This is a genomic window from Streptomyces lycii, from assembly GCF_009735685.1.
GTDB lineage: Bacteria > Actinomycetota > Actinomycetes > Streptomycetales > Streptomycetaceae > Streptomyces > Streptomyces lycii.
On the sequence record NZ_WHPN01000028.1, the window covers coordinates 1 to 14,180 of the forward strand.

Genomic DNA, 14,180 nt, shown 5'->3' on the forward strand with positions numbered 1-14,180 from the left:
ACCCGCTCCGGCACAGGGCGCGCCGTGTTTTCAACGCCTCCGGACCCGTTCAGCCTTGGATACCCAAAGGAAACCTTTGATGAACTGAAAGTTCCGGTGTTACCGTAAGGGCCATGTCGACAGCAGCGCACCACCTCACCCCGGGCGTCCCGCTCGTGGCGCGTCTGCACGTCGATCTGTGCCGCTGTCTGTCCGCGGCCTGTCGCCGCCTCTGACGTACGCGACCAGCAGCGGTGCCGCCCGCGCCGCCCGTACGCCCCCGCCGGGGCGCCGGGGACAGGGCCCGCCGCACCCCGTCCCCGTCATTCCCCTCCTCCCCGCCGGAGTGTGTCCGTGTCCTCCCGCCTGCCTCTGCCCAAGGTCCCCTTCTGGGCTCAGATATTGCTCGGCCTCGTCCTCGGTGTGCTGCTCGGCTGGGCCGCCCGCAGCTGGGACGTCGCCTGGCTCGTCACCACGCTCGACAAGGTCGGCAGCATCTTCGTCCAGCTGCTGAAGCTGGCCGTCGCGCCGCTCGTCTTCTTCGCCATCCTGGTGTCGATCACCAATCTCCGTAAGGTCAACAACGCCGCCCGGCTGGCCGCCCGCACCCTGCTGTGGTTCATGGCCACCTCGCTGATCGCGGTCGCCATCGGCCTCACCATCGGCCTGGTCACCAACCCGGGCGCCGGTACCGGCCTCACCCCGGAGGACGGCGCGCGTCCCGAGAGCGCCGGTTCCTGGATCGACTTCCTGACCGGCATCGTCCCGACGGACGTGATCACGCCGTTCACCGAGCTGAACGTCCTCCAGATCGTCTTCATGGCCGCCGTCGCGGGCATCGCCGCGCTCAAGCTCGGCGAGCGGGCGCAGCCGATCCTGGCCCTCAGCGAATCGGTCCTCGAACTGCTCCAGAAGGCCCTGTGGTGGGTCATCCGGCTGGCCCCGATCGGCACCCTGGGCCTGATCGGCAATGCCATCGCCAGCTACGGCTGGGACCTGATCGGCAAATACGCCACCTTCACCGCCGACGTCTACATCGGCTGCGCGCTGGTGATGTTCGGCGTGTACCCGCTGCTGCTGTCGGTGGCCGCCAAGGTCAACCCGCTCCAGTTCTTCCGCGGCGCCTGGCCCGCGATCCAGCTCGCCTTCGTCTCGCGCTCCTCGGTCGGCACGATGCCGCTGACGCAGAAGGTCACCGAGCGGCTGGGCGTGCCGCGCGAGTACGCCTCGTTCTCCGTGCCCTTCGGCGCCACCACCAAGATGGACGGCTGCGCCGCGATCTACCCGGCGCTGGCCGCGATCTTCATCGCGGAGATCTTCGGGGTGCAGCTCGGCATCGCCGACTACCTGCTGATCGTCTTCGTCTCGGTGATCGGCTCGGCGGCCACGGCGGGCCTCACCGGCGCGACCGTGATGCTGACCCTGACCCTCTCCACGCTGGGTCTGCCGCTGGAAGGCGTCGGCCTGCTGCTGGCCATCGACCCGATCCTGGACATGATGCGTACGGCGACGAACGTGGCCGGACAGGCGGCCGTGCCGGTCATCGTCGCGGCGCGCGAGAAGCTCCTCGACCACGAGGCGTACGACTCGGCGCACGCGTCCCCGATCGACGACGAGCCGGCCGGCGCCCCGTCGCGCGAGCCGCAGCCCGCAGCGGCCACCGCCTGACGGCCGGGGCGGCGGCCGCCGTCTGACGGCCACCCCGACGATCAGGCGGTGGCGGTCACCGTTCCGCGGCGGCCCGGGGCGGCGGGGGCCGTGCCGCCCCCGCCGGCGGCTTCCGCCGTCCCCGCCCCGCGCCGTCCCCCGCCGTCCCCCGCCGTCCCCCGCCGTCCCGCGTCGGGAGTCCGCCGGACCGTGTCCCGGAGTGCCCCGGCCTCACACCAGAGGCCGGGGCACTGTCCGTGCGTTCCGCCGCGAGGGGCGCGGGCACGGTGGCTCGCAGGGCCGGGAGCGGTACGGGCGCGGTGGCTCGTGAGGCCGGGAGCGGCACGGGTTTGGGCTCCGGACCGTCGGGCATGCATGAGTCATGCATGACAGGGCTCGTACGGCCAATCTGCTGGGCGCCACCACCCTCGCCCTGAGCGACCTCGCCCTCGCCGGGGCCGCACGGGACGCCGGTGTCAGCGCCAGCGGTGCCGCGGCTCTGGTGTCGCTGTCCTCCGCGCCCGGGCTCGGCGTCACGGAGCTGGGCCGCCGGATCGGGCTGTCCCAGTCCGCCGCGGCGCGCATGGTGGACGCACTGGTGGCCAACGGCCTGGTCGAACGGTCGCCGACAGCGGGGCGCCAGGTCTCCGTGGCGCTCACCCCGTCCGGCGCCCGGACGGTGCGGCGACTGCTCTCGGTGCGCGGCGGCCGGCTGGCCGCGGCGCTGGCGGTGCTGGACGACGACGAACAGGACCTGCTGGCGGGGCTGCTGGGGAAGCTGCTGACCGGGCTCCACGGCGAGGCCGGCAGCGCGGACCTGATGTGCCGCCTGTGCGACCGGGACGCCTGCGTGCGGAACGCGGCCTGCCCCGTCGGCCGGGCCGAGCGGGAACGCGGGAGCTGACCGGTGGGCGCGCTGCTCGCGCTGGCCTCGGCGGTGTTCTACGGCATCGCCGACTACGCCGGCGGTCTGTTGTCGCGCCGGGCCGGTTTCGCGGTCGTCGCCCTCACGGGGCAACTCGGCGGTCTCGTCCTCACGGCGTCGGCCGCCCCGTTCGTGCCCGCCCCGGGCCTGGACGCGGCGGACGCCGCCTGGGGCGCACTGTCCGGTGTCGGGACCGGAGCGGGGATGCTCTTCCTGTACCGGGGGCTCAGCCGCGGGGCGATGAGCGTGGTCGTGCCGGTGAGCGCCGTGGGTGGCGTCGCGCTGCCCGTCGTGGCCGGTGTGGTCCTGCTGGGGGACCGGCCGTCGGCGGTCGCCTGGCCGGGGATCCTGGTGGCCGTACCGGCACTGTGGCTCGTCTCGCGGCCGAGGACCGGCACCGGATCGGTGGCCGGGGTCCCGGACGCACTCGTCGCCGGTGCCGGGATCGCCCTGCAGTACCTCGCGCTCGCGCAGGCGGGCCCGGAGTCGGGCATCTGGCCCGTGGTCGCGGGGCGCCTCGCCGCCGTGATCACCGTGCTGCCGCTGGTCCGGTCCTCCGGTGAACGGCACCGGCCGCCCCGGGGCATTCTGCTCCCGGCGGCGGCCACGGGGGCTGTCGCCGCGCTCGCGCTCGTCTGCTATCTGCTGGCGGCGGGGCGGGAACTGCTCACCGTGGCGGTCGTCCTCTCCTCGCTCTACCCGGTCGTTCCCGTTCTGCTCGGCGTCACCCGGCTCCGCGAACGGCTCACCGGGCTCCAGACCGCCGGCCTCGGCGGGGCGGGTCTCGCCATCGCCCTGCTCACCCTCGCCTGACCGGAGACTGCCGTACGGAATTGCCGCGGCGCCGCCGGTCCCCGGGCTGTACGGTGCCGGGCATGACGGCCCCGACGCTCCACCTCACCTGCGGCCTGCCCGGGGCCGGCAAGACGACCCTGGCCCGGGCGCTCGAACGCGAACACCGCGCCCTGCGGCTGACCGCCGACGAATGGATCCACCGGCTCTACGAGGGCGCCACGGACGCCGGGTTCGACGCCGCCCGCGACCCGGTCGAGGCCGTCCAGTGGGACGTCGCCCTGCGGGCGCTGGAGCTGGGCTGCGACGTGGTGCTGGACTGGGGGCTGTGGTCGCGCGAGGAGAGGACCCGCTGCCGGCGCGCGGCCCGGGCGCTCGGGGCGCGGGTGGAGCTGTGGTTGCTCGATCCGCCGGTCGAGGAGCTGTGGCGACGCCTGGAGCGGCGCAACTCCGCCGGCACCGAGGGCACGTTCCGGATCGGGCGGGAGCTGCTGGATCTCTACACGACGCGTTTCGAGCGCCCCGGACCGGACGAACTCGCCGAGTTCGACGGCCGCGGCCGCGGTTGCGGCTGCGGCGGCGCGAACCCCGGCTCCGGGGAGGACGGTTGGGGCGGCGCGAGCCCCGGCCCCGGGAAGGGCGCTTCCGGCGGCGGTCCCGAGGGTGCCGCTTCGGGGGAGGCCGAGGCCGGGCCCGGGGGCGGCCGGGGTGTCAGCTCCCGTGCCGGTGGTCCTGCGGCCTGATGTCGATGTCGCGCAGACCCTGGTCCCGGGTCTCGGTGCGCTCCTCGGTGCGGTGACCCCGGGCGATGTAGTCGCGCACGACCAGCTCGACGGCCTCCTGCGGGCTGCCGACCCCCGCGAGCACCATCACCTCCACGACCAGCCCGGCGTCCAGCGTGACGGTGACCTCGGCCATGAGTTCCCCCTCGGTGAAGGCGCGATGCGATGATTCGCCGGTCCGCCGGAATGAAGGACGGTTCCCGGACGGTACAGGTTGCCCCCGGGGAGCGCGACGGTCGTGCGCGGGCCGTGCGCGGCGGTTTTCCGCCGGTCCGGCCGGGTGCCGGCGACCGGCGTGTGCGCCGGCGGGCCGGGACGTAAACTTACCGTCGAGTAACCATGGTGGAGGGGCGGACAGTGGCGAGTACGACCAAGGGCAGGCGGCTGCCGCGTGCGGTGCGCGAGCAGCAGATGCTCGACGCGGCCGTGACGACCTTCGCCCGGCGCGGGTACGGCGCCGCGTCGATGGACGAGATCGCCGAGCTGGCCGGGGTCTCGAAGCCGCTCGTCTATCTCTATCTGCACTCCAAGGAGGAGCTGTTCAGCGCCTGCGTCCGGCGCGAGGCCGACGCGCTGGTGACCGCGGTGCGGGCCGCCGTCGAAGGGCCCGACGCGCCCGCCGACCGGCAGCTGTGGAGCGGGCTGCGCGGCTTCTTCGCGCACACCGCGGAGCGGCCCGACGGCTGGGCGGTCCTCTACAACCAGGCCCGCACCCACGGTGAGCCCTTCGCGGGCGAGGTGGCCGCGATGCGCGAGGAGATCATCACCTTCGTCACCCAGCTCATCGCCGCGGCGGCCCGGGAGGACGACTGCGTGCCGGACCTGACGGACCGCGACGTGGCAGGGCTGGCGTACGCCCTCGTCGGCGCGGCCGAGTCGATGGCCGGCTGGGCCAACGGCGCGGAGGGCTCCGGGGAGTCGGCGAAGGAGACGGCCGCGCTGCTGATGAACTTCGCCTGGGCGGGCCTGGCCAACCTGATGGAGGGCCGCCCGTGGACCCCGCCGCGGGGCGGCCGCCGGACATCGGGGGCGTCGACGGCAGCGGCACCGGGGTCGGTACCGGGGCCGGCACCGGGGCCGGCGTCGGGGTCGGAAGCCGCTCCCGGGTCGTAAGCGGGGTCGGCAGCGCGATCAGGATCCTGGTCGGCATCGGGATCGGTGGCGGCACCGGAATCGGAATCGGCGGAGGGAGCCGCGGGCTGAGGCGCCGGAGGGTCCCGACCCGGGCGGGCCTGCGCCGGAGTGCGGATCGTGCCGGGGTGGTCGGCGGGCGTCTCGGGCGGGTGGCCGGTCTCGGACCGGCGTCCGTCTCGGACCGGCGTCCGTCTCGGGGGTGGGCGGCTGTCTGGGCGTCGTCTCGGTCGTCGTCTCGGGGCGGTGCGCCTCAGCCGCGGTCCGTCTCAGTCGCGGTCCGTCTCGGCCGAGGGCGCGCCGCAGCCGCCGTGGGCCGCAGCCGTGGTGGACCGCAGCCGCCGTGGGTCTCAGCCGGGGTGCGCCTCCGGCGTCGTGGGTCTCAGCCGGGGTGCGCCTCCGGCGTCGTGGGGCTCAGCCGGGGTGCGCCTCCGGCGTCGTGGGTCTCAGCCGGGGTGCGCCTCGGTCGTCGTCCGGGTCGGTCGGGGCGCGCCCCACCGCGTCCGGGTCGGTCGCCGTCCCGCTACCAGTCGCCGTCCGTCGTCACCCTGCCCCGCAGATGCGTCCGGGAGCCGTCCCGGCCGCCGCGCAGTTCGAAGTCCGTGCCGAGCCTGCCGTACGAGACCGTGGCGGGCAGCAGCACCGGGGCGCGGAACTCCGCCCGTACGGTGACGTTCCGCGCCGAGGAGGCCCCCGTCTCGGCCACGCAGCGGGCGAAGGTCCACATGCCGTGCGCGATCGCCCGCCGGAAGCCGAGCAGCCGGGCGGTCAGCGGATACAGGTGGATCGGGTTGTAGTCGCCGGAGACGGCGGCGTGCCGGCGCCCGAGGTCGGCGCCGAGGTCCCAGCGGGCCGCGACGGGCAGCGGCTCCCGGGGCTCCGGTGAGTCGGCGGACTCCGGCGAGTCCGCGGGCTTCGGTACGTCCGTACGCCGCCCGGTTCGGTGCCGGGCCAGATAGGTGCTGCGGTCGGACCAGACCGGCTCGCCGTGGAGCCGGGCCTCGGTGACGATCTCCGCCTCGGTGCCCCGGTGATGGGGTCGCAGCCCGGCCGCGTACACGGTCAGCTCGGGGCGGTCGGCGGGGCTCAGCGGGCGGTGCTGGGTGATCGCGATCCCGGTGTGCACGAGGCCGAGGAGCGGCAGCGGGAAGCCGCGGTCGCCCATCAGCCGGGCGGCGAGCGGGAAGCCGAGGATGTGCGGATACGTGATCGGCAGCGGGTCGGTCTCCCGGAAGCCGCACACCCGGGCGTAGCGGATGACGCGTGCGGCGTCGATCCGGGCGGCGGGCAGCACGAGCCGGGTTCCGGGCAGCGGGGCGTCCGCCGAGGGCCGTTTGCCGATGCCGGTCACGACCCCGCGTCCGAGCGCGGGCATGAGAAGCGGGGACCGGGCGAGTTGCTGGGTGCTCATGGGATTCCTCGTCGTCGGTGCGTCGGTGCGTCGGTGCGTCGGTGCGGTGGTGCGGTGGTGCGGTGGTGCGGTGTGGTGGGTGCCGTGCGGTGGCGAGGTGCGGTGTCGTGCGGTGGTGCGAGGTGCGGTGCCGTGCGGTGGTGCGGTGTCGTGCCGAGGGCGGCGGGCGGCGGGCGGGGGAGAGGGGCGCCGGGGAGAAGGCTCTCGGGCCGGGAGGGGCCGCACCCCGCGGGCGCCGTCCGGCCGGCCTCCGCTCGGCCTGTTGAGTGCGGTCTCCGGCGGCTGGTCGGGAGGGCGCATATCCCAGGCGTCGGATGCCCGGCGTCGCACCCACGGCGTCGCACTGCGGCCTCGGATGCCCGGTGCCGGGTGCCCGATGCCCGGCCCCCGGCGCCGGGGACGCGTGCCGTGTGCGAAGGAGCCGTGTCCCCGGCGGGCCGCGGGCCGGCGGGCCCCGGCGCCCGGGCCCGCCGACCCCGCGCCCCCGCGCGGCCTAGGCGCCCAGCAGGCTCTGCCCGCACACGCGCACCACCTGGCCGTTCACCGCGCCCGACGCGGGCTGCGCCAGCCAGGCCGTCGTCTCGGCCACGTCCACCGGCAGGCCGCCCTGGCCCAGCGAGTTCATCCGCCGGCCCGCCTCGCGGATGAAGAACGGCACGGCCGCCGTCATCCGCGTCTCGATGAACCCGGGCGCGACCGCGTTGACCGTCACCCCGTGCTCGGCGGCGGCGCGCGGCGCCAGTGAGCGGGTGAAACCGATGATCCCGGCCTTGCTCGCCGCGTAGTTCGTCTGCCCGGTGTTCCCCGCGATGCCCGCGATCGAGGCGGTGGCCACGATCCGCCCGGTGCCCCGCCGCAGGACTCCGGCCCGCAGCAGGTCGTCGGTCACCCGCAGCACGCTGCCGAGGTTGACGTCGAGCACCTGGTCCCAGCGGTCGGCGGCCATGTTGGCGAGCCTGCGGTCGCGGGTGATCCCGGCGTTGTGCACCAGCACGTCCAGCCGGCCGGCGCCGGAGCCCTCCGAGCTTTCAGAAGCGAAGGAGCCCTCGGGGCCGACGGAAACACCGCCGCCTCCGGGTTCCCCGGGAAGCGCCGCGGCGATCCGCTCCGCCGCGTCCGCGGCCGTGATGTCGAGCGGCAGGGCCGTACCGCCCAGCCGTCCGGCGAGCGCCCGCAACTCCTCCTCCGCCGACGGGACGTCCAGGCACACGACGTGCGCCCCGTCCCGCGCCAGCGTCTCGGCGACCGAGGCGCCGATGCCCCGCGCACAGCCGGTGACCAGCGCCGTACGTCCGTCCAGCGGCCGCGCCCAGTCCGCCGGCGGCAGCTCCCCGGTGGCCGCCGGGGCGAACTCGCCGACGGTGACCGGCTGCCCGCTGACGTACGCCGACCTGGGCGACAGCAGGAAGCGCAGGGTGGACTCGGCGGCACCGGCGGCCGTCCCGGGCGCCAGCCGCACGAGGTTCACCGTGCGCTCCCGGCCGATCTCCTTGCCGAGCGAGCGCACGAAGCCGTCGAGCGCCTGCTGGGCCGCGGCCTGGTGGTGGTCCGCCGGGTCGGGTACGGAGCCGACGACGACGATCCGGCCGCCCGCGGCCACCCCGCGGACCACGGGATGGAGCGCGCCGTACAGCTCGTGCAGCGTGCCGGTGCCGCTCACCCCGGTGGCGTCGACGACCACCGCACCGGTCCGCGGGGTCCGGCCGGGCGCGTCCGCCGCGCCGGTGCCGCCCGCACCGGCCGTCCGGACCGGCAGTCCCGTGCGCCCGAGCACGTCGCCCAGCCCCGGACACGGCTCGCCGGCCGTGAGCCACAGCAAGTCCCCGTCGAGCGCGGGGTGCTCGGCCGACCAGCGGCGCAGCGGCGCGGGCTGCGGCAGCCCCAGCCGACGGGTCAGGAAGCGTCCGGGGCCGGTGCCGGCGAAACGAAGATAGCGATCGGCCATTGGCCAACTCCTCACCCTGGCGTAAATTTACTTCCGAGTAAGGTTACTGCCGGGTCAGGAGCTGGTCGAGATGAGTCCCCGTAATGCCGTCCTCGCGCCGCAGGTCCGGCGCGTAGCCGTCCTCGGCGGGAGCAGGATCCCGTTCGCCCGGTCCGACGGGCCGTACGCGACCGCCTCCAACCAGCAGATGCTGGCCGCCGCGCTCGGCGGGCTCGTCGAACGGTTCGACCTGGCGGGCAGGCAGGTCGGCGAGTTCGTCGCGGGCGCCGTCCTCAAGCACAGCCGCGACTTCAACCTGGCCCGGGAAACCGTCCTCGGCAGCGAGCTGGACCCGCGCACCCCCGCGTACGACATCCAGCAGGCCTGCGGCACCGGCCTGCAGTCCGTCATCGCCGCCGCCAACAAGATCGCGCTCGGCCAGACCGACTCGGCGATCGCCGGCGGCGTCGACACGGCCAGCGACGCGCCGCTCGCCCTGAACGACGAACTGCGCAGGACGCTGCTCGCCGCCCGCCGCGCCAAGTCCCTCGGCGCCCGGCTCCGGGAACTGGCCCGCCTCCGGCCGGGTCAGCTCGTGCCCGAGATCCCGCGCAACGCCGAACCCCGCACCGGCCTGTCGATGGGCGAGCACGCGGCCCGTACCGCCAGGGAGTGGGGCATCGGACGCGAGGCACAGGACGCGCTGGCCGCCGCGAGCCACCAGCGGCTCGCCGCCGCGTACGAACGCGGCTTCCTGCACGACCTGGTGGTGCCCTTCCGCGGCGTCGCCCGCGACCAGAACCTGCGCCCCGGCTCGACGGTCGAGAAGCTGGCGCGGCTGGAGCCCGTGTTCGGCGTGGAGGCGGGCGACGCCACCATGACCGCGGGCAACTCGACGCCGCTCACCGACGGCGCCGCGACCGTGCTGCTCGCTAGCGAGGAGTGGGCGGACGAGCACGGCTTCGAGCCGCTGGCCTACCTCACCGCGTACGAGACGGCTGCCGTGGACTACGTGCACGGCGAGGACGGCCTGCTGATGGCCCCGGCGCACGCGGTGCCGAGGATGCTGGAGCGCGCCGGGCTGGGGCTCGGCGACTTCGACCTGATCGAGATCCACGAGGCGTTCGCCTCCCAGGTGCTGGCGACGCTCGCGGCCTGGGAGAAGCGGGGCCTGCCGCCCGTCGACCGGAACCGGCTCAACGTGGCCGGCTCCTCCCTCGCCACCGGACACCCGTTCGCCGCGACCGGTGCGCGCATCGTCGCGACCCTCGCCAAGCTGCTCGCCGAACGGGACGCGCCCGGCCGGGGCCTGATCTCGGTCTGCGCCGCCGGCGGCCAGGGTGTGACGGCCGTCCTGGAGCGCCCCTGAGGACGTACGGCACCACCGTGGGAGCACCACCGCGGGGCAGCACCTCCGCGGGGGCACCACCGCGGCGACCCACCCCGGGCCGCATCACGCCCCCACGCCGCCGCCGAGCACATCCCGCCGCCCCCGCATCCCGGAACCACCGCCGGCCGCCCCCGGCATCCCCGAGCCACTCCCGCCGACCCGCGGCCCCGGCCGCACCCGCCGCCCCGGAGCCCAACACCCGCCGACCTCGATGGCCACACCCGCACGACCCCGCTGATCCCGCCCGCCCCCGCCCGTAACCCCCCGCGGGCGGGGCAACCGGGCCCGGCCGTCCCGCCGGACGCGTCGGCCGGCCCGCCGAGACAAGAGGAGACGCTCGTGTCCCGTACGACAACCGGTCCGAACAGCCGGCAGGCGCCCCCCACGCCGGAGCCGTCGCTCACCCGGGTGGGCGGGGTGGTCCGCGAGGTCGCCGTGCCACCGCTCGTGCCGCCCGTCGAGCAGGGCTCGCTGGCCGACATCCCGTTCCACAACGCGGCCGAGGCGCCCGCCGAGATTGTCCTCGGCCGGGAGCAGGAGGACGGAAGCTGGCGCGACGTGTCGGCCGCGACCTGGGCGAACGAGGTGCTCGCCGTCGCCAAGGGCCTGATCGCCCACGGTCTCGCCCCCGGCGACCGGCTCGCCATCATGGCCCGCACGACCTACGAGTGGACCCTGCTCGACTTCGCCGCCTGGGCCGCCGGACTGGTCACCGTCCCGATCTACCCGACCTCCTCGGCCTCCCAGGCCCGCTGGATCATCCAGGACTCCGGAGCCGTCGCCTGCGCCGTGGAGGAGGTCACCCAGGCCCGGCAGCTCAGCTCCGTGCGCCAGGACGTGCCGCACCTCGAACACCTCTGGCAGTTCGACACCGACGCCGTCGCCAAGCTCGTCGCCGCCGGCCGCGGCGTACCGGACCGGGAGGTGGCCGCCCGCCGCGCCGCGCTCGGCCCCGACAGCGTCGCCACCCTGATCTACACCTCGGGCACCACCGGCCGCCCCAAGGGCTGCGTCCTCACCCACGGCAACTTCTTCGCCGAGGTCGACAACGCCGTCGAACTGCTGCACCCGGTCTTCAAGTCGGTCAGCAAGGAGCCCGCCTCCACCCTGCTGTTCCTGCCGCTGTCGCACGTCTTCGGGCGGATGGTCGCGATCGGCTGCCTGCGCGCCCGGGTCCGCCTCGGACACGCCCCGAGCATCGCCACCGAGGACCTGCTGGCCGACCTGGCCGGCTTCGAGCCGACCTTCCTGCTCGCGATCCCGTACGTGCTGGAGAAGGTGTACAACACCGGCCGGGCCACCGCCGAGAAGATGGGCCGCGCCTCCTCGTTCGACCGGGCCGCGCGGATCGCGCGGCGGTACGGCGAGGCCCGGGAGGCCGAGCAGCACGGGACCGGACCCGGCCCGGGCCTCGGCCTGCGCGCCGCCCGCGCCCTCTACGACCCGCTGGTCTACCGCCGCATCCGGGCCGCCCTGGGCGGCAAGGTCCGTTACGCCATCTGCGGCGGCTCGCCGCTGGGCCACCGGATGGCCGCCTTCTACGCGGGCGCGGGCATCGAGATCTTCGAGGGCTACGGCCTCACCGAGACGACCGCGGCCGCCACCGTCACCCCGCCGCTCAAGCCCAGGCTGGGCACCGTGGGCCGGCCGCTGCCGGGCACCGCGGTGCGGATCGCGGACGACGGCGAGGTGCTGCTCCGCGGCGGCCAGGTGTTCAGCGGATACTGGGACGCGGCGACCGGCACCGCCGTACGGGGCGAGGAGACGCTGCCCGGCGGCTGGTTCGCCACCGGGGACCTCGGCACCCTCGACGACGACGGCTACCTCGGCATCACCGGCCGCAAGAAGGAGATCATCATCACCGCGGGCGGCAAGAACGTCGCCCCGGCGCCGCTGGAGGACCGGATCCGGGCGCACCCGCTGGTCAGCCAGTGCCTGGTGGTCGGCGACGACCGCCCGTACGTCGCCGCGCTGATCACGCTGGAACCGGACGGGCTCGGGCACTGGCGGCAGATGACGAAGAAGCAGGACGTGCCGATCGGCGATCTGGTGCACGACCGGGAACTGCTGGCCGACATCCAGCGCGGGGTGGACGAGGCCAACACGGCGGTCTCCCGGGCCGAGTCGATCCGCCGCTTCCGGGTGCTGCCGGCGGACTTCACCGAGGAGGGCGGGCATCTGACGCCGTCCCTGAAGCTCAGGCGGCGGGAGATCGAGCGGGACTTCCACGCGGAGATCGAGGAACTCTACCGGCGCGGGGACTGAGCCGGGGCGGGGCTGCGGGGCGGGGCTGCGGGGCCGGGACGGGGCTTTCGGGGCCGGCCCGGGGCGCGGGTTCCGGGCCGGGGCGCGGGTTCCGGGCCGGCCGGGGACCCGGAGCTGTCCGGGCGCCGGGCCGTCCTGCCCGGGTGTCGAGTTGCCCGGCTGTCCGGCAGCCCGGGCCGGTGCGATGCCGGGCCGGTGCCGGGCCCGCCCGGGGCCCCGTCGTGCCCACGGGCAGGAGCCCGGTCCCCACGCTGCGGCGAGGGGACCGGGCTCCTTGGGTACTGCGCGTCGACCGCGATCAGTCGACTCCGGTGGATCCGAGGATCAGACCGGGGTGACGTTCTCCGCCTGCGGGCCCTTCGGGCCCTGGGTGACGTCGAAGTTCACGGTCTGGTTCTCCTCGAGGGAGCGGAAGCCAGACGCGTTGATCGCGGAGTAGTGGACGAAGACATCGGGGCCGCCGCCGTCCTGGGCGATGAAGCCGAAGCCCTTCTCGGCGTTGAACCACTTGACGGTTCCGGTAGCCATAAAGCCCTCCTTGGGCCAAAGGGTTGCCCTGCTCCAGAACCTGCAAGAAGTCTGAAAACTACAAAAGCCTGCGGAGTCACATGATCCGCAGGCTCTGTACTGCAAGGGAAACCAAACTGCAACTTGCGGCGAGCCTAGCACGCAGTCTTGGCGGCAGGAAAGAGGCGAAGATCACTCGATGGTGGGGTGTATCGGGCGCTCTGTCCGCTCTTTGACCTGCGTCTCGGCATTCCGCCGCCCTTCGCTCCCACCCCGCGCGCGTCGCGTCCGCGGCGGCTCCGGTCCCGTGCCCCGGCCGGCCGGCCGCCCCGGCGCCGGTCCCGCGCGGGGACGGGGGCTAACCTCACGATGTGGACCATTCCGACCGAGCTGACCGTGCCGACCGAGCTGACCGTGCCGACCGAGCTGACCGAGCTGACCGAGCTGACCGAGCTGACCGGACCGCCGACGACCACCGTCGTGACCGGCCCCGCGTCGGCCACATCCAGTTCCTCAACTGCGTACCCCTCTACTGGGGCCTCGCGCGCACGGGCACGCTGCTCGATCTCGATCTGCGCAAGGACACCCCGGAGAAGCTCAGCGAGCAGCTGATCCGCGGCGAGCTGGACATGGGACCGGTCACCCTCGTGGAGTTCCTGCGGAACGCCGGCGACCTCGTGGCCCTGCCCGACATCGCCGTGGGCTGCGACGGACCGGTGATGTCCTGCGTCATCGTCTCGCAGGTGCCGCTCGACGAGCTGGACGGCCGCCGGGTGGCGCTCGGCTCGACCTCCCGCACCTCCGTACGCCTCGCCGAGCTGCTGCTCGCCGAGCGCTACGGCGTCGCGCCCGACTACTACACCTGCCCGCCCGATCTGCGGCTGATGATGCGCGAGGCCGAGGCCGCCGTGCTGATCGGTGACGCGGCGCTCCGGGCCGCCCTGCACGAGGCACCGAAGCTCGGGCTCCAGGTGCACGACCTAGGGCAGATGTGGAAGGAGTGGACGGGGCTGCCGTTCGTCTTCGCGGTCTGGGCGGCGCGGCGCGACTACCTCCGGCGGAGGCCGGAGTTCGTGCACCGGGTGCACCAGGCGTTCCTGGAGTCCCGGGACCTGTCGCTGGAGGAGGTCACCAAGGTCGCCGAGCAGGCCGCCCGCTGGGAGTCCTTCGACGCGGAGGTCCTGGAGCGCTACTTCACCACGCTCGACTTCCGGCTCGGGCCGGAACAGCTCGCGGGCATCACGGAATTCACCCGCCGGACCGGCCCGACGACCGGATACCCGGCCGACGTCGAGGTCGCCCTGCTCGGCGACCCGCCCGCGGGGATGTGACCGGCCGGCGCCTCCGCGGCACGACCGCTCGCACCACCGGGCCGTGACCGCTCGCACCGCCTCGGCACGGCCGTTCGCGCCGCCGCGACATGACCG

Annotated in this window: 12 protein-coding genes; 8 read left to right on the forward strand and 4 right to left on the reverse strand. The window is 74.7% G+C overall.

Annotation, left to right across the window (positions count from 1 at the left end; translation table 11 throughout):
* Window positions 1–327: 327 nt before the first annotated feature.
* From GCU69_RS01170 to GCU69_RS01185, 4 genes are all read left to right on the forward strand, one after another.
* Entirely contained in the window at window positions 328–1,647 is a 1,320-nt protein-coding gene (locus GCU69_RS01170; RefSeq protein ID WP_156204885.1) for a dicarboxylate/amino acid:cation symporter, read from the forward strand.
* Between the two features lie 361 nt (window positions 1,648–2,008).
* Complete coding sequence (locus GCU69_RS01175; RefSeq protein WP_156204886.1) at window positions 2,009–2,530, forward strand: MarR family transcriptional regulator; 522 nt, start codon at window positions 2,009–2,011, stop codon at window positions 2,528–2,530.
* A 3-nt stretch (window positions 2,531–2,533) separates the two neighbouring features.
* Window positions 2,534–3,364, forward strand: a complete 831-nt coding sequence (locus GCU69_RS01180; protein WP_098753339.1) for an EamA family transporter — start codon at window positions 2,534–2,536, stop codon at window positions 3,362–3,364.
* Between the two features lie 62 nt (window positions 3,365–3,426).
* Window positions 3,427–4,086 carry an AAA family ATPase gene (locus GCU69_RS01185; RefSeq protein ID WP_156204887.1) on the forward strand — a complete coding sequence of 220 codons (660 nt, stop codon included), beginning with the start codon at window positions 3,427–3,429 and terminating at the stop codon, window positions 4,084–4,086.
* Here GCU69_RS01185 and GCU69_RS01190 read toward each other — a convergent pair.
* Window positions 4,055–4,261 (reverse strand): type II toxin-antitoxin system VapB family antitoxin, encoded by a 207-nt coding sequence (locus GCU69_RS01190; RefSeq protein WP_098753341.1) that lies wholly within the window; start codon window positions 4,259–4,261, stop codon window positions 4,055–4,057. The genes GCU69_RS01185 and GCU69_RS01190 overlap by 32 nt on opposite strands.
* Window positions 4,262–4,464: 203 nt before the next feature.
* On the opposite strand from GCU69_RS01190, the gene GCU69_RS01195 reads away from it, so the two are divergent.
* Window positions 4,465–5,238: a TetR/AcrR family transcriptional regulator gene (locus GCU69_RS01195; protein ID WP_156204888.1), complete on the forward strand. Its 774-nt coding sequence runs from the start codon at window positions 4,465–4,467 to the stop codon at window positions 5,236–5,238.
* 541 nt (window positions 5,239–5,779) lie between these two features.
* On the opposite strand, the gene GCU69_RS01200 is transcribed toward GCU69_RS01195, so the two are convergent.
* Window positions 5,780–6,667 carry a MaoC family dehydratase gene (locus tag GCU69_RS01200; RefSeq protein ID WP_408055742.1) on the reverse strand — a complete coding sequence of 296 codons (888 nt, stop codon included), beginning with the start codon at window positions 6,665–6,667 and terminating at the stop codon, window positions 5,780–5,782.
* Window positions 6,668–7,160: 493 nt separating this feature from the next.
* Window positions 7,161–8,612, reverse strand: coding sequence for a 3-oxoacyl-ACP reductase (locus GCU69_RS01205; RefSeq protein ID WP_156204889.1), 1,452 nt, complete (start codon window positions 8,610–8,612; stop codon window positions 7,161–7,163).
* Between the two features lie 70 nt (window positions 8,613–8,682).
* On the opposite strand from GCU69_RS01205, the gene GCU69_RS01210 reads away from it, so the two are divergent.
* Together GCU69_RS01210 and GCU69_RS01215 are read left to right on the forward strand one after the other, a co-directional pair.
* Window positions 8,683–9,960: an acetyl-CoA C-acetyltransferase gene (locus GCU69_RS01210; RefSeq protein WP_156204890.1), complete on the forward strand. Its 1,278-nt coding sequence runs from the start codon at window positions 8,683–8,685 to the stop codon at window positions 9,958–9,960.
* A 360-nt stretch (window positions 9,961–10,320) separates the two neighbouring features.
* Window positions 10,321–12,246, forward strand: a complete 1,926-nt coding sequence (locus GCU69_RS01215; RefSeq protein ID WP_156204891.1) for an AMP-dependent synthetase/ligase — start codon at window positions 10,321–10,323, stop codon at window positions 12,244–12,246.
* Between the two features lie 324 nt (window positions 12,247–12,570).
* On the opposite strand, the gene GCU69_RS01220 is transcribed toward GCU69_RS01215, so the two are convergent.
* Complete coding sequence (locus tag GCU69_RS01220; RefSeq protein WP_019707740.1) at window positions 12,571–12,774, reverse strand: cold-shock protein; 204 nt, start codon at window positions 12,772–12,774, stop codon at window positions 12,571–12,573.
* Window positions 12,775–13,256: 482 nt separating this feature from the next.
* Between GCU69_RS01220 and GCU69_RS01225 the strand changes: the two genes are divergently transcribed.
* Window positions 13,257–14,084, forward strand: a complete 828-nt coding sequence (locus GCU69_RS01225) for a menaquinone biosynthetic enzyme MqnA/MqnD family protein (RefSeq protein ID WP_235978134.1) — start codon at window positions 13,257–13,259, stop codon at window positions 14,082–14,084.
* The last annotated feature ends 96 nt before the right edge of the window (window positions 14,085–14,180 follow it).